A 16,922-nucleotide genomic window follows, 5' to 3' on the forward strand; every position below is an offset into this window, starting at 1 on the left:
CGAGCAGCGGCTGCGAAGGCTTGTGGGTCGGCTTTGTCATGCCGCCAGTTCATCAGCAATGGATTAAAAAACAATTCACCCAGATTGACTAGTGGACCGTCTGGGGCGATGTTGCAGAACCATGCCCTACCAACCTCTCTACAAATGGGGCGGCCCGAAGATCGACCAGTCCGACCAGCCGACGGATCTCGACTGGCTGGGCTATGACGGGGAGATAATCATTGGGAGGATTCGGACGGAGAGTGGCGGCCCGAAAAGTGGTCAATGGCAATGGAGCGCCCTTGGCCCGAAGCCACATCAAGGATTCGAAGCTGAACCGCGTGAGGCTATGCGAAAGGCCGAGGATTATTACCACAGGCTGATGCGTAAGAACTGAGCGCGAGGAAGCAAGGATGATCGCTGAACTGATTGTCTGCGCATCGCTGACGGTCGTCGATGGCGACACGGTAAAATGCGACGGGCAGAACATGCGATTGTTGGGGGAAGGTGTTCCATTTATCAGCGGCATCGACACACCGGAGATTGGTAGCCACGCGAAATCCCTCAAGGAACGGAAATTGGCGCTGATCGCCAAGGGGCGCCGGAAAAGAGTTCTTGGCTGAAAAGGGCTTGCGGGTGATGTTCAGCGGCGCGGTGGACAAGACACAAACACACCGGCCGCTCGTCAACGTCTACCGAACGAATGGTGAAGAAATCGGCATGAAGCTGCCGCAGCAAGGGTTTGCTCGCACTTGCCGAAACAGCGGAATGATAGGTGCCGCTAACGCTCGGGCGATGATGGAGTAGATGGCGGCACCAATCGGCTGGTCTTCGGGGCGTGTATCTCCGGCCAAACCGTGGGCACGTAAGGATCACCTGCGCCGGCAAACACCGCTGCTAAAGCACCTGCAGTCAAAATTAAGAGTGCAATGATTTTACAGATCAAACCGGACGCGTCATTAAAACCAGGGGCATATCCCATGCAAGCCTGGGCGTGAATCTTCGGTCCGCCCTCAAAAGTAGCCGGCATAGATGCAGTAGCGGATCGCGACGAAGAAAAAGGCTCCGACTCCAAAGGCGACCGTGAATGCATTTCGGGTTGGATGTTCTTTGATCATATCTTAGCCTGACAATCTCGTGCGAGCGCTATAGCAGAAAAGTCAAATTGTCACTAGCGCTAAGGTTGCGTATGCCCCGGAGGCTGCCCCTAACCAACTACCACGACGTGGAAACCGCCGTCATACGCGGTGGCGTTCGCGTCGGCCATCCCTACCGCAAAAGATTCCGTTGCATGAGAGCTTCGGGTCGGCGGTAACGCCTGCCGCCCGCCCGGTCGCCATAGCAATCGAGGCCTCGCTCCGCCAGTTCCGCGACCAGTCCACGCAAGGTGAAAGCCAGCGCGCGGCAGCGCTCGATCAGCCAGTCCCGTTGTTCGTAAGCGGTGTCCCGCTTACACCTTGACCGAGCTTTGACGCCTTTTTGCCGCTTCCTTTTGGCAGACGGCAACTCCGCGCTACCGCGTTAAACGTTGTCGAGACGTGCCAGGCGACCCAGGTAACCGCCATGGTGGCGCGCCCCGTACTCGTTTCTAGTAAATCCCTTAGTTTCCATAACGGCCATCGCGACGGCGTCGCTGACTGCCAACATGACGGCAATGCTGGAAGTGGGCGTCATGCCGATCGGGCATCCCGACTCCTCGACTTCTCCCATATTGATGATGATGTCGCAGCATTCCCGAAGGGATGAGTCTGGATGAGATGTTACGCCGATGTGTCTTGCTACGCCGAGGTGGCTGGAAAGTTCGATAATCTCTAGTACTTCGCGCGATTTTCCGCTGGTGGAGAATGCGATCATCACGTCGTTCTTGCCTACGACTCCCAAATCGCCGTGTGCGGCCTCTGCTGGATGCAGAAAAACAGCGGGCGTGCCAGTGGAACATAACGTCGCCGCAAACTTGTTGGCTATATGCCCGGCTTTGCCGATGCCGGTCGTGAGTAGTTTTCCTTGGCATTCCAGGATGACGCGGACCGCCTCCTCAAAATGCTCATCGATTGCTACTGCAAGGATTGCCGAGGCTTCAGCTTCGAGCACCTTTCGCATACGTTGCTTTATATCCAATGAAACTGCCTTTCTCTCAAACATCTGCTGTTGCGGTCGGACGGTGATGGCTCCAAACTGCCATACAACCATTTCTTGCAAAAGCCATCTGGTCGTCCGGACCGAATCTATCGGATGATCCCATCGAGAGTGCATACCACGAGCAAGGCGATCCGCCTTGGGTCCTTATGCAGCTCATTTTTGACCAGTGCGGCAAATCCGCTGAAGTGTAAGCTCTGTTTTCAGGCCACGGCTTTGAGTTCGCGCTTTGCGGCGTAGGCCCACGGCAGCAGGTCGTCGATCTGGCTGTTTGGATGCCCGTTGACGATCTTGGTGAGGACGTCTGAGAGATAAGCCAGTGGCTCGACATCGTTGAGCTTGGCAGTTTATGCCGACCGGCGAACTATGCCGATTAAACAGGCTTTTCCTAACGTTTTCTGTAACATAGCGGTAGCCTGATCGGCATAGCGTAGGGTCTCTCCGTCGCAATTGAAGCGAAGGAGAGGACACATGAATGCAAGTGACTATTTGAAGCGCAGCGCCCTATACCGGAAGCTGGTCCACGGTCCATATCGGAAGTTTGCACGCGTTTTCGCTGCCAAAATGTCGAACGAAGGCCTGGGGCGGCAATGCACGTGGCGTTCGCTAAGCCTGTTTCGAGACCTGATGGACTGGCATGTTGGCAATGGACATGCTCCACAGGATTTGCGCGAAGTTCACGTCGATCGCTTTCTTGAGCATCGTTTCAAACACTGGAAGCCCGACTCGGGTGACCGATCGGCGCTCCGGCGCTTGCTTTCAGCGCTACGGGAAGAAGACTTAATACCAGTTGCCGCGCCACCTGAGCGTACAGAGCACGAGCAGATTGTCGATGTATTCGCTGCATATCTATCGAAAGAGAGAGGGCTTGCCGCCTCGACGGTGGGAAGCCACAAGCTGCTGTCACTTCGATTTCTCCGGGAGGTCTGTCCTGCCGGCGCAGATGGGTTTGCAGCGCTCACCCCGGAGATCGTCATCGGTTATGTCGAGCGACATGCGCTTGATGGCTCCGCAGATAGTGGCAAAGCCATGTGCGTGGTGATACGCGCCTTCCTGCGCTATTTGCATCTGAAGGGCTTCATTTCGACGGCGTTGGCGGATTGCGTGCCATCTATCCGCCGCTGGCGACTTGCCGGTCTTCCAACTTTCCTGCCGCCGGAGAAGGTCCAGAACGTTCTCGATGCCTGTGATCGGACGACTGCAATGGGTCATCGGGACTATGCGGTTCTGATGATCCTGGCCAAGCTCGGTTTGCGCGCCAGCGAAGTTGCCACCCTCAATCTTGACGATATCGACTGGCAGTCGGGCACGATCCTCGTGCACGGAAAGGGGCGGCGGCAAGCGACTATGCCGCTACGTCACGACGTCGGAACAGCTATCGTGGCCTATATCCGGCATGGGCGACCCGCTTCGTCGTGTCGGCGAGTCTTCTTGCGAACTCTTGCGCCGCACGTCGGTTTTGCCTCCGGTTGCGCCATCACAATGATCGCGAAGCAAGCACTCGAACGGGCAGGCATTGACGGCTATGCGCATCACGGTGCCCATCTTTTCCGCCACAGCCTCGCGACGGACCTTTTACGGTCGGGTGCCAGCTTCGCGGAGATCGGCCAACTGCTCCGCCATCGAAGCATCGACAGTACAAGGATCTATGCCAAGCTCGATATTGAGAAGTTGCGTGAACTGAGCCTGCCCTGGCCGGGAGGTGTCCAATGAGCCGGCTTCGCACTGCGCTTGAGCGCTACGTCGGCATGCGCCAAGGGCTGGGATACAAATATGATGGTCCAGCACGACGATTGTCGGAGTTCGTCACCTTCATGGAAGCCCGCAGCGCCGAGGCCATCACCACTGATCTGGCAATGGAGTGGGTCACCTCAATGGGCCGGCAGCCGAGTTGGTCCATCCGCCTGGCTGATGTACGCGGCTTTGCCCAGCACCTCGCTCATTTCGATCCCCTGACGGAAGTGCCACCAAGCGACGCTGTGCCGCCGGCGCGGCGAGCAAAACCCTACATCTATTGCGACACTGAGATTCAGGCGCTTTTGACGGCGGCCCTGTCGCTACCGCCGGCCAACGCTCTTCGACGCTGGACATATCACTGTTTATTCGGACTGATAGCGGTGGCCGGACTGCGCCATTCCGAAGCGCTTGACCTGCTCCGGGACGACATAGATCTCGAGCAAGGCATCCTCATCATTCGCGAGACAAAGTTCGGCAAGTCCCGACTGGTGCCGCTGCACGCCACGACAGTTGCTATTCTGTCGGACTATGCAGCCCGACGCGACGCACACCTCGGCACCCCACGCAGCCCCTATTTCTTTGTCGCCGAGCAAGGCGGCAGATTGCTGCATCAATACGTGCATCGTGTGTTCTGGCGCCTATCCCGGCAAATCGGGTTACGGCTGGAAGGACAGCGCGACGGGCCACGAATACACGACCTACGCCATCGTTTTGCCGTCCAGACCCTGATCAACTGGTATCGCGCGGGCGAAGATGTTGAGCGCGAACTGCCGGTTCTCTCGACCTTTCTCGGCCATGCCAATGTTCGCGACACCTACTGGTATTTGTCCGCCGCGCCGGAACTGATGAACCATGCTGTACGGCGATTGGACAAGCGCTGGGAGGCTCGGTCATGAGGCGCACAAACGACCTGGCCGTGCTGATCGAGCGGTGGTTCACAGATCGGCTCATGAAGCATCGAGGTGTAAGTTCCAACACCATCGCCTCCTATCGCGACACCTTCAGACTGCTGTTTGCGTTCGCACAGGCCCGCTTTGGCAGATCACCATCGCAGTTGACACTGCGGGATTTGGACGCGCCTTTCATCGGCGCATTCCTGGTAGATCTTGAGACGAAGAGAGCCGCCTCGGTAAGGACCCGGAATCTCCGCCTGACGGCCATCCGATCTTTCTTCCGATATGCGGCTTTCGAAGAGCCGGCACATAGTGCCCACATTCAGCGGGTGCTAGCGATCCCAAGCAAGCGATGTGACAAGCGGCAGCTTCAGTTCCTAACCAGGTCTGAGATTGAAGCGATCCTGGACTGCACGGATCGAAGCACGTGGCTGGGACGCCGCGATTACACTCTGCTCTTGCTGGCCGCGCAAACGGGGTTACGAGTCTCGGAGATCATCGACCTTGACCGGGACTCGGTAGTGCTCGGCCGCGGTGCGCATGTGCATTGTGTTGGCAAAGGCCGCAAAGAGCGAAGTACGCCGCTCACCAAGGTTGCACAGTACGCCCTTCGTTGCTGGCTCAGGGAACCCGGAAAGCGAGGTGCAACGGCTCTCTTTCCGAATATGCACGGTGGCAAGCTCAGCGCCGACGGCGTGCAGGCACTGCTGAACAAATATGTCACCAACGCGCGCAGGCACTGCATCTCCCTTCGCTCGAAGCGGGTGTCGCCTCATGTCTTGCGGCACTCCACTGCAATGGAGTTGCTGCAGGCGGGCGTCGACTGCTCGGTCATCGCCCTGTGGCTGGGCCACGAGGCAATGGAAACGACGCTGACCTATCTTCATGCACATCTCGAACTGAAGGAATCTGCACTCGCAAAGCTGAAGCCGTACGAACGCGCCAAGGCCGAGCGATTTCGACCAACCGACCGGCTTCTGGAATTTCTAAACGCCCTCTGAGCATGAGAACTATGCCGAGTGCCAAACAACAGCGACCCGCCGAACTGGCCGGGAGCGCACGGTTTGCTGCAAACAATAGAAGAGACATTCGGCATAGTTCGCCGGTCGGCATAAACCTGCTTATGCCGCGCGCGGCATAATGCCGTCTCGATGAGCGAGGCGATGGTCGCCCAGTGTTCGGCCCCGGCGTCCGACCCTGCGAAGAGTGCATTCTTCCGATTGATGGCAATTGGCCTGATTGACCGTTCGACGATGTTGGAGTCGATCTCGATCCGGCCGTCGTCGATGAAGCGGGTCAAGCCTTCCCAACGTGACAGGGCATATCGGATTGCTTCGGCGAGCTTTGTCTTCTGGCTGATATAGCCGAGTTGCTCACGCAGCCAGGGAGCGAGGCTGTCGGTGATTTGTCGGCTCGTCTCTATGCGCTTGGCGCTACGCTCCTCGTGTGTGCGACCACGTATCTCGTCTTCGATCTTGTAAAGTTCGGCGATGCGTCGGAGCGCCTCGCTGGCTATGGGTGCTGGACCGACGGCGGCGAGTTCATAGAAGCGGCGGCGAACGTGGGACCAGCAGAATGCCAGCGACACGGTGTTCTTTGCCGCGAGCGGGCGATATCCACTGTAGCCGTCTACCTGCAGGATGCCGACGAAGCCGTCGAGATGGGCCATCGGTCGTTTGCCTTTGCGATCTGGCGCATAGACATAGGCGACGCCGGGCGGGTCATCGCCCTGCCACGGCCGGTCATCCCGCGCATAGGCCCAGAGCTGTCCGGTTTTGATTTTGCCACGTCCCGGATCGAGCACCGGGGCTGTCGTCTCGTCGGCGAAGAGCTTGGACGACGACTTCAGATGATCAAGCAGCCGCTGATGGACCGGGCGTAGATGCCAGGCGGCGCGACCGACCCAGTCGGCGAGCGTCGAACGGTCGAGGTCGATGCCCTGACGCTTGTAGATTTGCGCCTGGCGATACAGCGGCAGGTGGTCAGCATATTTAGAGACCAGCACCTGGGCGACGGTTGCTTCTGTCGGGATGCCGCCTTCGATCAATCTTGCCGGGGCCGGAGCCTGGACAACGACTTCTTCACAGGCCCGGCAGGCATACTTCGGGCGGCGCAGCACAAGCACCCGGAATTGAGCGGGAACAAGATCGAGCTTCTCGCTGACATCCTCGCCGATCCGATGCAGGTCGTTGCGGCAGCAGGGGCAGGCATGGTCATCGATATCGACCACGATCTCGACGCGCGGCAGATGCGCTGGCAGCGAACCCCGGTTGGTTCGCCGTTTGGCGACCTGCGCCTGGCGCAGAGCAGTCGAGCCCTGTTCCTTCTCTACCAGCCCGGCAGCCTCGATCTGTTCGGCTTCTTCAAGCCCAAGCAGAAGCTGGTCCTCGGGAAGCGTCTCGGCACGGCGGCCGAAGCGGTGGCGCTGCAATTCCTTGATGATCTGACGCAGGCGGGTATTCTCCGCCTCGCGCGAAAGCACCATCGCTTTCAGCGCGTTCAGGTCATCCGGAAGCTCGTCTGCCGTTATCGTCATGGACCGAGAACAGCATATTTTGCCGCTCGGAACGAGAGGCTGGATGGCGCTGATTCAATTGGTCGCGGCCGTCATCCGGCCTTCACCGGCGTGCGCGTTTCGCTCGGCGTGTGAACGCGCTTCCAGTCCAATCCCTCGAACAGAGCCGAGAACTGGGCGGCCGTTAGATGCATCGCGCCGTCCTGCATCCGGGGCCAATGGAACTCGCCATCCTCGATCCGCTTGGCGACCAGGCACACGCCGCTGCCGTCCCAGAAGATCAGCTTGATCCGGTCCGTTCGTTTGGCCCGGAACACGTAGATCGTGCCCGAGAACGGGTCGGCACCCATCTGGGCCTTTACCAGTGCCGCCAATCCTTCAGCACCTTTGCGGAAGTCGACAGGCTTGGTGGCGATCATCACTTTTACCGCACCGGACGGACCGATCACGATTGAGCCTTCAACGCCTGAATGACGGCGGCAATGGTTGCAGCATCGGTGCCAGAGGCAATGCGCAGCATGGCTCCATCAATCTGCAATTCAATAGCCGCCTCCGGAGAAGTTCTTCTTTGCAAACTTGCTTGCCGCGCCTTCTTCGGCTCCGACTTCTCGGGCGACACGACGACTGCTGGTGCAAACATTGGTGCTTCCTCCGGCACCGAAAGAACATCAAGCGGCTTTCGGGCGAGCCGTCGCCATGTGAACAACTGCTGCGGCGTCAACCCATGCCGCCGCGCCACAGAGCATACTGTCACGCCGGGCTCGCAACTCTCCGCAATAATCTGCGCCTTCTGATCGTCGCTCCATTCGCGACGACGGCCATTGCCGATAAACACCTCAAACCGGCGTACCGGCTCATCCTTGGATTTAAGCGTAAGCTCTGAAATCGACATATGTCCAAGCCCTCTTTCGAGGTTGAACATCAATGATCAAGCGATGATCCGGAAGGTGGGATCAGGACAGCGCTTACCGTTGTTCCCCGCAGATCGCCCGTCGGCTTGTGCCCGCCCATCTGGCCGGGGCTGGGCTGCCTGTCTCACGCAACCGTCGCACCCAGTCGATCGCCGTGCTGACGCCAATGCCGAAACGCTTTGCCGCTGCGCGGCACGACAGCCCTTCGCGCGTCACCGCGCAAACAACTCGCTCACGAAGATCATCTGAAAAAGGTCTCGCCATCCAGGCCGGCTGGTGAATCTGATTTGCACCAGAAATGGAATCCACTTCCCCGATCCCGCCTAAAACAATCCCGCTCTAGTATTCGGTCGGGTACTGGAAAAGGTGATAATAACAACGCCGGTCGCCACCGTCGACCCTGAAGCGATGCCGGAGCTTGCACCCAGGGATTAAGTCCCCGCGCTGAAGTTGACCTTTGCATAGGCCGCCACCGCCAGGCCGGAAACATTTACAGATCAAGTCCATATTGAATCTAGTCGAAGACCTCCGAGGTGGGCTTCGTGTTCGCGCGCCCCTGCGAATTAACAAGAAACGTGTTGGCGGATGACGGATCACATCCATGGCGTAGCGGCAATGGTCTCACTCGCATGTTGTCCGGGCCTCGGTCCGGGTGACCCCGTCTGCGTCGCGAACATCGCCGCGGGAATAGATGCCGGATCTCACCGACCTATATCAGGCCGCCGGATCGGATCTATTTTCGAACTCCAGAAACCAAGCGTAGGTGGCTGCAATGCCATCCTCAAGCGAAATGCGCGGCTTCCAGCCCATGTTGTGCAGTTTCTGACTGCTCATCAGCTTTCGCGACGTGCCATCGGGCTTGGAAAGATCGTGAATAATCTCACCCTCGTAACCGACAACGCGGCAGACCAAACGTGTCAACTCGATAATTTCGAGATCTGTCCCCGAGCCGACATTGACGTGCTGCGCGCCCGAATAGGTTGTCAGCAGAAATACCAACGCGTCGGCACAGTCGTCGACGTGCAGAAATTCGCGGCGCGGGGTCCCCGTGCCCCAGACCACTAAATGCGGATCCTTGCGCAGCTTGGCAGCGTGCGCCTTGCGGATAAGGGCTGGTAGGACATGGCTGGATTTCAGGTCGAAATTATCGCCTGGGCCGTATAGATTGCTCGGCATGGCCGAAATATAATCGCGGCCGTATTGCTTGCGATAGGCTTCCGCGAGTTTGATTCCGGCGATCTTGGCGATCGCGTACCATTCGTTGGTGGGCTCGAGCGTACCGGTCAACAGAGCCTCTTCGGGAATCGGCTGTGGAGCGAGCCTGGGATAAATACAGCTTGAACCCAGAAACAGAAGCCGGTCGACTTCGCCGCGGTGGGCGGCTTCGAAGATGTTCGCTTCAATAATCAGATTGTCATAAATGAATTCTGCGGGATAGCTGTCATTGGCGAGGATTCCGCCAACTTTGGCAGCAGCAAGAATGATCGCGTCGGGTCGGTTTGCTTCAACAAACCTCTCGACCTCGTCCTGCCGCTTCAAATCGACCTCACGGCGCGTGGCCGTGATAACGTTGCAATCTTCGGATTGAAGCCTTCGCACGAGAGCACTGCCGACCATACCGCGATGGCCGGCAACCCAAATCTTTTTGTTGGACAAGTCGTACACTTAGATCTCTTTCCGGCTGTTTAGGGCCTTCCAGTGCTTGACATCCTCGCGCACCATTTCGGCAGCGAGCTCGCGAACCGGGGTCTTGTGCTGCCAGCCCAGCTTCTGCCGTGCCTTGGTCGGATCACCCAGCAGAAGGTCGACTTCCGTCGGGCGGAAATATCGAGGATCGACTTCCACGAGGCACGCACCGGACGCGGAGTCATAACCCTTTTCATCTACGCCGGAGCCCTTCCATTCCAAAGCAATGCCGACGTCGGCAAACGCCCACCCGACAAACTGCCGGACGCTTGTCGTCTCACCGGTCGCCAATACGTAGTCATCCGGCTTGTCCTGCTGCAGCATGCGCCACATGCCCTCGACATACTCACGGGCATGGCCCCAGTCGCGCTTGGCGTCCAGATTGCCGAGGAAGAGCTTATCCTGAAGGCCGAGATGGATTGCTGCCACCGCCATCGTGATCTTGCGCGTGACGAAGGTCTCGCCGCGAAGCGGGCTTTCGTGATTGAAAAGAATGCCGTTCGACGCGTGCATGCCATAGGCCTCGCGATAATTCACGACAATCCAGTAGGCATAGAGCTTGGCTACGGCATAGGGAGAACGCGGGTAAAACGGCGTCTTCTCGCTCTGCGGCACTTCCTGCACAAGACCGTAGAGTTCGGACGTCGATGCCTGGTAGAACCGGGTCTTTTCCTCGAGCCGCAGGATGCGGATGGCTTCGAGCAGCCTCAACGTCCCGACACCGTCGGCATCCGCCGTATATTCAGGCGTTTCGAAGCTGACACCCACATGGCTTTGAGCTGCAAGATTGTAGATTTCATCGGGTTGCGTCTGCTGCACGATCCGCAGGAGGTTGGTCGAGTCGATCATATCGCCATAGTGGAGTATGAAGCGTGGATAGGCCTCGTGCGGATCCTGGTAGATATGCTCGATGCGGCCGGTATTGAAAGACGAGGATCGCCGCTTGATTCCGTGCACCGTATAGCCTTTGCTCAGAAGCAAATCGGCCAAATAGGCACCATCCTGACCAGTCACCCCAGTAATAAGCGCGGTTTTTGTCATTTTTCACTGGTCTTTCGATGCAATCTTGGGAATACGAGGCCCAAGTTGACGCCAGTCCGAAACTCCAGGCCGACGACGCGGTGTTTAATGGTGCGGTCAATCCAATCACACAATCTGTCGATGTCAACAAAATCGTGTCCCACTTACGGTCGACACCTGCGCCTCACGTTGATAGGAGGGAGGAAGAGGTGAACCGATGACCGAACACAAAGACCAGTACAAAGAGGCCGAACGGCAGCCCAAAGCGCCGCTCCCGAATGGGGAGAAGTTTTTTGATCCTTGGGAAGAAGAATTTCGCCGGTTATATAAAGACGATAAAGCCTTTGATTTCTGACGGTAGGCGACGCCTCCGGCTCTCGCTGTGATGTAATGAGCGTGCCAGACGCCCGCAACGAGCATAAAAACATCCGATCTATCATACGGCACCACGTCAGATCCGGCTGAATCAGCCGACAGCTATCCATCAGCGGACGTGGAGATCCCCAGTCGACAAAGACTCCGACATGGAAAGTCGTAGCGGGTTTGTATCCCGTCTGCGCGACGCGTGGAGCCACGACAAACGACGGGAGCACGCTTGCCATCATGGCGGCGAAGAAGGCGAAGAGCTGAGCGGCCTTGCGTAACCGGCGGAAATTGAAAGTGACCGCCGAGGTGATTGAGAAATAAGCAGAAATCGTTAGGACTGGCCTCGTTATCGAAGCCTTTATGGGGAATATATTGCATGTGCGGCATTGTCGGGATCGTCGGAAATCAGCCTGTTGCCGGGCGCCTGGTCGATGCGCTGAAGCGTCTCGAATATCGCGGTTATGATTCCGCTGGTGTCGCTACCATCCATGAGGGGGTGATGGATCGCCGCCGTGCCGAAGGCAAGCTGTTCAATCTGGAAAAGCGCCTTGACGCCGAACCGCTGCCCGGTGTGGTTGGCATCGCCCATACCCGTTGGGCGACCCATGGCGTTCCGAACGAGACCAACGCCCATCCGCATTTCGTCGAAGGTGTCGCCGTCGTCCATAACGGCATCATCGAGAACTTCTCCGAGTTGCGCGACGAGTTGACGGCGGAGGGGGCGCTCTTCGAACCCCAGACCGATACCGAAGTCGTTGCCCAGCTGATGGCGAAATATTTGCGCGAAGGCCTGGAGCCGCGCGCCGCCATGCTGCAGATGCTGAATCGGCTGACCGGCGCCTACGCGCTCGCCGTCATGCTCAAGGCCGATCCCGGTACGATCATGGCCGCTCGTTCCGGTCCGCCGCTTGCTGTCGGCTATGGCCGCGGTGAAATGTTCCTGGGTTCGGATGCAATTGCGCTCTCTCCCTTCACCAACGAGATCACCTATCTGGTCGACGGCGATTGCGCCGTCATCACCCGCGACAGCGTCGCCGTCGTCGATTTCGCCGGCAAGCCGGTCAAACGTGCTCGCCAGATCTCGCAGGCGACCGCCTATGTCGTCGACAAGGGCAATCACCGCCATTTCATGGAAAAGGAAATCTACGAGCAGCCGGAGGTTATTTCCCACGCGCTCAGCCATTATGTCGATTTCGCCGAGAACACGATCGGCGCCAACGCCGCTGCGATCGACTTTAAGGCGGCGACCGGCCTGGCGATCTCGGCCTGCGGCACCGCCTATCTCGCCGGCCTCGTCGGCAAATACTGGTTCGAGCGTTATGCCCGCCTGCCTGTCGAGATCGACGTCGCTTCCGAATTCCGCTACCGCGAAATGCCGCTCTCGCCTTCGCAGGCTGCACTCTTCATCTCGCAGTCCGGCGAAACCGCCGACACACTTGCATCGCTGCGCTACTGCCGCGACAACGGCCTGAAGATCGGCGCCGTCGTCAACGTCCGCGAATCGACGATTGCCCGCGAATCCGACGCCGTCTTCCCGATCATGGCAGGCCCTGAAATCGGCGTCGCCTCGACCAAGGCTTTCACCTGCCAGCTTGCCGTGCTGGCATCGCTGGCGATCGGCGCCGGCAAGGCGCGCGGCACGGTGAGCCCTGAGGAGGAGAGGGCGCTGGTGCGCCATCTCGCCGAAATGCCGCGGATCATGAGCCGGGTGCTGAACCTCATCCAGCCGCAGATGGAAAGCCTGTCGCGCGAGCTGTCGAAATGCAAGGATGTGCTCTATCTCGGCCGCGGCACCAGCTTCCCGCTCGCCATGGAAGGCGCGCTGAAGCTCAAGGAAATCTCCTATATCCACGCCGAAGGTTATGCCGCCGGCGAATTGAAGCACGGACCGATCGCGCTGATCGACGAGAACATGCCGGTTATCGTCATCGCCCCTTACGACCGTTTCTTCGAAAAGACCGTTTCCAACATGCAGGAAGTCGCAGCCCGCGGCGGCCGCATCATCTTCATCACCGACGAGGCCGGTGCGGCAGCCTCGAAACTGCCGACCATGGCGACCATCACCCTGCCTGTGGTCGACGAAATCATCGCGCCGATGATCTTCTCTCTGCCGATCCAGCTGCTCGCCTATCACACCGCCGTTTTCATGGGGACCGATGTTGACCAGCCGCGCAACCTGGCGAAATCCGTGACCGTGGAATAAGCCTGCGACGCCCCGACCCCTACGGCGAAATTACGGCCGCAACAGCGCGTGATCACACAATCTATTCACAGCCGCAGATTAGTGTTCGATCTCAGATCGACTCACGCGCCCCACTTCGCTAAAGAGCTCGATGAGGTATCACTTGATCGATTCTACAGAACGATCGCCTGGGCGTTTAAGCCAGCCGAAATAACCACCGTTCTTCAGGAGGCCACCAAGCGATCCGGGACAGATTGTTGGCAAGTGTGGGCGGTTCAGCACCGATATCCTCCGCAGGCGTGTTCAGGGCGACAAGCGCGGCATCCGGATCGCGATAGATTTTCTCCATCAAAACGGCCGCTCTGTCCAAGCGGCCGACGAACGCTGCGCCAGCCGCCCATCCTCCTCCACGCTCCTACGAAGACAGTGGCCGACGGGATCAGATATCGTGGCCCTCTGGAAATCGCTTCGACCATCGTCTGCTGCGCTCTTTATTGTAGGCGACCCGCCGCTCCCGATCGATGGCAAAGCCGAGCGCCACGCTCGCCCTCTCCCAGAGCTTTTTCACCTGTCCCTCTTTGCGGCAATCCTCGTCCCGAGCCGGGAAAGGGTTTCGTCCATCTCCACCGTGGCGAGCGAAAAATGATCGATTCCCCTGCGCCGGGCGAAGTCGTCGGCATATGCGCGATAACCGGCCTCGCTTTCAAAATCGAGCGTTGTCGTCTTGGCGCCCGAGCGCGACAACCGTTCGAGCAGTTGCTTAAACACATCCGGCCGACGACTCTCCCGCTCGATGCGATCCCGGCGCGCTTCGGCGGTTTCAATCTGCTTGCCCGTCCAGACATTGCGATCGACTTTCCTCTCCTCGTAACGCTTCTGCCCCGTCTCCTCGTCCGCGACTGCAATCTGGACCTTGACCCGCTCGACACCATCCTTCGGCAGGGTGACGGTGTCGCCTTCTGAGACGCCTGCCTCCTCAAGCGCCTTTGGGGCAGGCTCACGCCCCACAGGCGATGGACGGTTCTGTCATTTGACATCGGCATAGGGGCTGTCGTCGGCATCCTGGTCATCGGGCCGAAATTTGGCTTCTCCGGTTTCGACGATCTCGCCGGTCACCCCGTGGCATGATCGGCACGCAGCTTGCGCTCTCATTCCGACCTCGGTGCAAAATCCTCGCCTGCTGCATAAAGATCGACGTGATCGCGATGCCGGGTCATCGACGCATAGGTCAGGTGCTGATCCAGCATGCCGGTGGCAAGCACGAAGGCGCGATCGACTGTAGCGCCTTGCGATTTGTGGATCGTTGCGGCATAGCCGTGATCGGCATTGCGATAGCTGCCTTCCTTGACGACGATATTGCGGCCATTGTCGATACGCACCAACAGCAATGCAACCTTGCATTCCGATTTCAGTTGCGCTCGTTGCATAAAATGACAAGAAGGTGCTTGTCCGATTGATCCACGAGACGCTGGTTGATAATGCCCGAAAATACGCCCACTGAGACACCGCGCTCGGCATGGTTCCTGATGTCGATGCAAGCGCTTGTCACCCCTTTGCTGGCGATGCCACGGGTCGCCAAACGCGCTCTGGCTTTGCTGGTGGATTCCAGCTTTTGTGTTCTGACGATCTGGCTGGCCTATTGCTTCCGGCTGAATGAATGGACGGTGCTGACCGGCGTGCAGTGGCTGCCGGTTTTCGTTTCGCTGTGCATGGCGCTTCCCATCTTCATCGTCATGGGCATGTATCGGGCGATCTTCCGTTATGCCAATCTGGCCGCTTTCATTACGGTCCTGAAGGCGATTGCGATCTACGGCTTCGCCTTCATGACGATCTTCACGGCTCTCAGCGTCCCGGGAGTTCCGAGAACCGTCGGCATTCTCCAGCCTTTCCTGCTGTTGATCGGGATCGGGCTGTCGCGGCTGGGTATCCGCTATTGGCTCGGAGATGCCTATCAGCGTATCCTTCACAAGAATATGCTCGCGAAGGTCCTGATCTATGGGGCGGGCAAGGCCGGGCGGCAACTGGCGGCTGCCCTGACGAACAGTGCCGAGCTCAACGTCGTCGGCTATCTGGATGATGATCCGCGCCTCAAGGGCGGCGTCATGGGTGGCTTGCCGATTTATGACCCCGCGGATCTCCCGGTGCTTGCCGAAACGCTTGGCGTGCACAATGTGCTTCTTGCTCTTCCATCGGCATCCCGCCAGCGGCGCAACGAAATCCTGGAGCATATCCGCAAAGCCAGGGTGAATGTTCGCACATTGCCGGATCTGACGGCACTCGCCCAGGGACGTGTCACTGTTTCCGACATTCGTGAGCTGGAGATCGAAGATCTGCTGGGGAGGGAAGCGGTCGCGCCGCGGCAGGAGTTACTCGACAAGGCGATGCGCAACAAGGTGGTGATGGTCACCGGCGCCGGTGGCTCGATCGGCGGCGAGTTATGCCGCCAGATTCTCCGAAACGCACCTTCCAGCCTGATCCTGCTCGATCAGAACGAGTTTGCGCTTTATAATATCGATGCGGAATTGCGGAAGCTGGCCGAACTCTACGAGCATGAAGATCTGCAGATCGTTCCGATCCTCTGTTCCGTCCGCGATCAGGATCGCATGGAGCATATCATCCAGAGCTGGCGACCGCAGACGATCTATCATGCCGCCGCCTACAAACATGTGCCGCTTGTCGAACATAATGCCGTGGAGGGCATCAAGAACAACGTCATGGGTACGCTTGTTGCGGCTCGCGCAGCGTATAAATACGGTGTCTCGAATTTCGTGCTGATCAGTACGGACAAGGCGGTGCGTCCGACAAATGTGATGGGCGCCAGCAAGAGGCTGGCGGAGATGGTTCTGCAGGCGCTCGCAGCAGAATCGACGACCGACAGAATGCGAACGAATTTTTCCATGGTCCGCTTCGGAAACGTGCTCGGCTCATCCGGATCCGTCGTGCCGCTTTTCAGGCAGCAGATCAAGGATGGCGGCCCCGTTACGCTGACACATCGTGAGATAACCCGCTATTTCATGACCATTTCGGAAGCCTCGCAGCTGGTCATCCAGGCAGGCGCAATGGGCGAGGGCGGCGATGTTTTCCTGCTCGATATGGGCGAACCCGTTCGCATTGCCGATCTCGCCCGCAAGATGGTGGAACTGTCGGGATTGGCCGTCCGTGACGAGGATAATCCGGACGGGGATATCGAGCTTTCCGTTACCGGTCTCAGGCCCGGCGAGAAGCTCTATGAAGAACTGCTGATCGGCGACAATCCGGAAACAACCGAACATCCCCGGATCATGAAGGCGCATGAGGATTTCCTGCTCTGGCCGGAGCTTTTGAAAAAGCTCAACGCGCTCAATGCGGCATTGGATCGGAACGATATGATCGCCGCACGTGCGACATTGGCGGAGCTTGTTTCCGGTTATTCGTCGACGGGTGAGGTCTCGGATCTGGCTTACACCGGCGCCGAAACCAACACGGCTGCCTGAAACATCGATCATCCTGCTCTAACT

The 16,922-nt window shown here is 58.5% G+C and carries 11 protein-coding genes and 5 pseudogenes; 7 read left to right on the top strand and 9 right to left on the bottom strand.

The annotated features are described in order from the left end of the window. Positions 1 to 392 precede the first annotated feature (392 nt). Positions 393 to 764 (top strand): annotated as a pseudogene (locus RLEG4DRAFT_RS36590) (thermonuclease family protein). Between the two features lie 736 nt (positions 765 to 1,500). Here the strand turns inward: RLEG4DRAFT_RS36590 and RLEG4DRAFT_RS36595 are convergent. Together RLEG4DRAFT_RS36595 and RLEG4DRAFT_RS39615 are read right to left on the bottom strand one after the other, a co-directional pair. Next, positions 1,501 to 2,121 (bottom strand): KpsF/GutQ family sugar-phosphate isomerase, encoded by a 621-nt coding sequence (locus tag RLEG4DRAFT_RS36595; RefSeq protein ID WP_210161341.1) that lies wholly within the window; start codon positions 2,119 to 2,121, stop codon positions 1,501 to 1,503. 197 nt (positions 2,122 to 2,318) lie between these two features. After that, positions 2,319 to 2,462: pseudogene (locus RLEG4DRAFT_RS39615) on the bottom strand (transposase domain-containing protein); the annotation flags it as partial. A gap of 124 nt (positions 2,463 to 2,586) precedes the next feature. Here RLEG4DRAFT_RS39615 and RLEG4DRAFT_RS36600 point away from each other — a divergent pair. Genes RLEG4DRAFT_RS36600 through RLEG4DRAFT_RS36610 form a run of 3 tightly spaced genes read left to right on the top strand, consistent with a single transcriptional unit; the run spans position 2,587 to position 5,746 of the window. Then, positions 2,587 to 3,828, top strand: coding sequence for a site-specific integrase (locus RLEG4DRAFT_RS36600; RefSeq protein WP_003584385.1), 1,242 nt, complete (start codon positions 2,587 to 2,589; stop codon positions 3,826 to 3,828). Next, on the top strand, positions 3,825 to 4,748 hold the full coding sequence (locus RLEG4DRAFT_RS36605; RefSeq protein WP_003584386.1) for a tyrosine-type recombinase/integrase: 924 nt from the start codon (positions 3,825 to 3,827) through the stop codon (positions 4,746 to 4,748). Before RLEG4DRAFT_RS36600 ends, RLEG4DRAFT_RS36605 begins: the two co-directional genes overlap by 4 nt. Further along, positions 4,745 to 5,746, top strand: a complete 1,002-nt coding sequence (locus RLEG4DRAFT_RS36610; RefSeq protein ID WP_003584387.1) for a tyrosine-type recombinase/integrase — start codon at positions 4,745 to 4,747, stop codon at positions 5,744 to 5,746. The genes RLEG4DRAFT_RS36605 and RLEG4DRAFT_RS36610 overlap by 4 nt, the downstream gene beginning before the upstream one ends. A gap of 110 nt (positions 5,747 to 5,856) precedes the next feature. On the opposite strand, the pseudogene tnpC reads toward RLEG4DRAFT_RS36610, so the two are convergent. The 6 genes and pseudogenes from tnpC to gmd all read right to left on the bottom strand — a co-directional run. Then, positions 5,857 to 7,281 (bottom strand): annotated as a pseudogene (gene tnpC / locus RLEG4DRAFT_RS36615) (IS66 family transposase); the annotation flags it as partial. Positions 7,282 to 7,352: 71 nt separating this feature from the next. Further along, entirely contained in the window at positions 7,353 to 7,709 is a 357-nt protein-coding gene (gene tnpB / locus RLEG4DRAFT_RS36620) for an IS66 family insertion sequence element accessory protein TnpB (protein ID WP_003584388.1), read from the bottom strand. Beyond that, positions 7,706 to 8,182 (bottom strand): IS66-like element accessory protein TnpA, encoded by a 477-nt coding sequence (tnpA, locus tag RLEG4DRAFT_RS36625; RefSeq protein WP_125869679.1) that lies wholly within the window; start codon positions 8,180 to 8,182, stop codon positions 7,706 to 7,708. The genes tnpB and tnpA overlap by 4 nt, the downstream gene beginning before the upstream one ends. Positions 8,183 to 8,253: 71 nt before the next feature. Beyond that, positions 8,254 to 8,435: pseudogene (locus tag RLEG4DRAFT_RS39620) on the bottom strand (transposase); the annotation flags it as partial. A gap of 450 nt (positions 8,436 to 8,885) precedes the next feature. After that, entirely contained in the window at positions 8,886 to 9,836 is a 951-nt protein-coding gene (gene fcl, locus RLEG4DRAFT_RS36630) for a GDP-L-fucose synthase (protein WP_003584394.1), read from the bottom strand. Next, entirely contained in the window at positions 9,837 to 10,898 is a 1,062-nt protein-coding gene (gmd, locus tag RLEG4DRAFT_RS36635) for a GDP-mannose 4,6-dehydratase (RefSeq protein ID WP_003584396.1), read from the bottom strand. It lies immediately after the preceding gene. Between the two features lie 196 nt (positions 10,899 to 11,094). Here gmd and RLEG4DRAFT_RS41095 point away from each other — a divergent pair, with 196 nt between their 5' ends. Both RLEG4DRAFT_RS41095 and glmS read left to right on the top strand, forming a co-directional pair. After that, complete coding sequence (locus RLEG4DRAFT_RS41095) at positions 11,095 to 11,232, top strand: hypothetical protein (RefSeq protein ID WP_003584398.1); 138 nt, start codon at positions 11,095 to 11,097, stop codon at positions 11,230 to 11,232. A gap of 387 nt (positions 11,233 to 11,619) precedes the next feature. Beyond that, the gene (glmS, locus tag RLEG4DRAFT_RS36640; protein ID WP_003584400.1) at positions 11,620 to 13,446 is read left to right on the top strand and encodes a glutamine--fructose-6-phosphate transaminase (isomerizing); all 1,827 of its coding nucleotides are present in this window, start codon (positions 11,620 to 11,622) and stop codon (positions 13,444 to 13,446) included. A gap of 226 nt (positions 13,447 to 13,672) precedes the next feature. Here glmS and RLEG4DRAFT_RS39625 read toward each other — a convergent pair. Continuing rightward, positions 13,673 to 14,813 (bottom strand): annotated as a pseudogene (locus RLEG4DRAFT_RS39625) (Ti-type conjugative transfer relaxase TraA); the annotation flags it as partial. 90 nt (positions 14,814 to 14,903) lie between these two features. Here RLEG4DRAFT_RS39625 and RLEG4DRAFT_RS36655 point away from each other — a divergent pair. Further along, entirely contained in the window at positions 14,904 to 16,898 is a 1,995-nt protein-coding gene (locus RLEG4DRAFT_RS36655; RefSeq protein ID WP_003584402.1) for a polysaccharide biosynthesis protein, read from the top strand. Positions 16,899 to 16,922: the final 24 nt, after the last annotated feature.

It is taken from the genome of Rhizobium leguminosarum bv. trifolii WSM2297, assembly GCF_000271845.1.

Excerpts from the sequence above, each read along its gene's own strand:
- RLEG4DRAFT_RS36595 (WP_210161341.1), bottom strand. The coding sequence starts at position 2,121 with ATGTTTGAGAGAAAGGCAGTTTCATTGGATATAAAGCAACGTATGCGA.
- RLEG4DRAFT_RS36600 (WP_003584385.1), top strand. The coding sequence starts at position 2,587 with ATGAATGCAAGTGACTATTTGAAGCGCAGCGCCCTATACCGGAAGCTG.
- RLEG4DRAFT_RS36605 (WP_003584386.1), top strand. The coding sequence starts at position 3,825 with ATGAGCCGGCTTCGCACTGCGCTTGAGCGCTACGTCGGCATGCGCCAA.
- RLEG4DRAFT_RS36610 (WP_003584387.1), top strand. The coding sequence starts at position 4,745 with ATGAGGCGCACAAACGACCTGGCCGTGCTGATCGAGCGGTGGTTCACA.
- tnpA (WP_125869679.1), bottom strand. The coding sequence starts at position 8,182 with ATGTTCAACCTCGAAAGAGGGCTTGGACATATGTCGATTTCAGAGCTT.
- gmd (WP_003584396.1), bottom strand. The coding sequence starts at position 10,898 with ATGACAAAAACCGCGCTTATTACTGGGGTGACTGGTCAGGATGGTGCC.
- RLEG4DRAFT_RS41095 (WP_003584398.1), top strand. The coding sequence starts at position 11,095 with ATGACCGAACACAAAGACCAGTACAAAGAGGCCGAACGGCAGCCCAAA.
- glmS (WP_003584400.1), top strand. The coding sequence starts at position 11,620 with ATGTGCGGCATTGTCGGGATCGTCGGAAATCAGCCTGTTGCCGGGCGC.
- RLEG4DRAFT_RS36655 (WP_003584402.1), top strand. The coding sequence starts at position 14,904 with ATGCCCGAAAATACGCCCACTGAGACACCGCGCTCGGCATGGTTCCTG.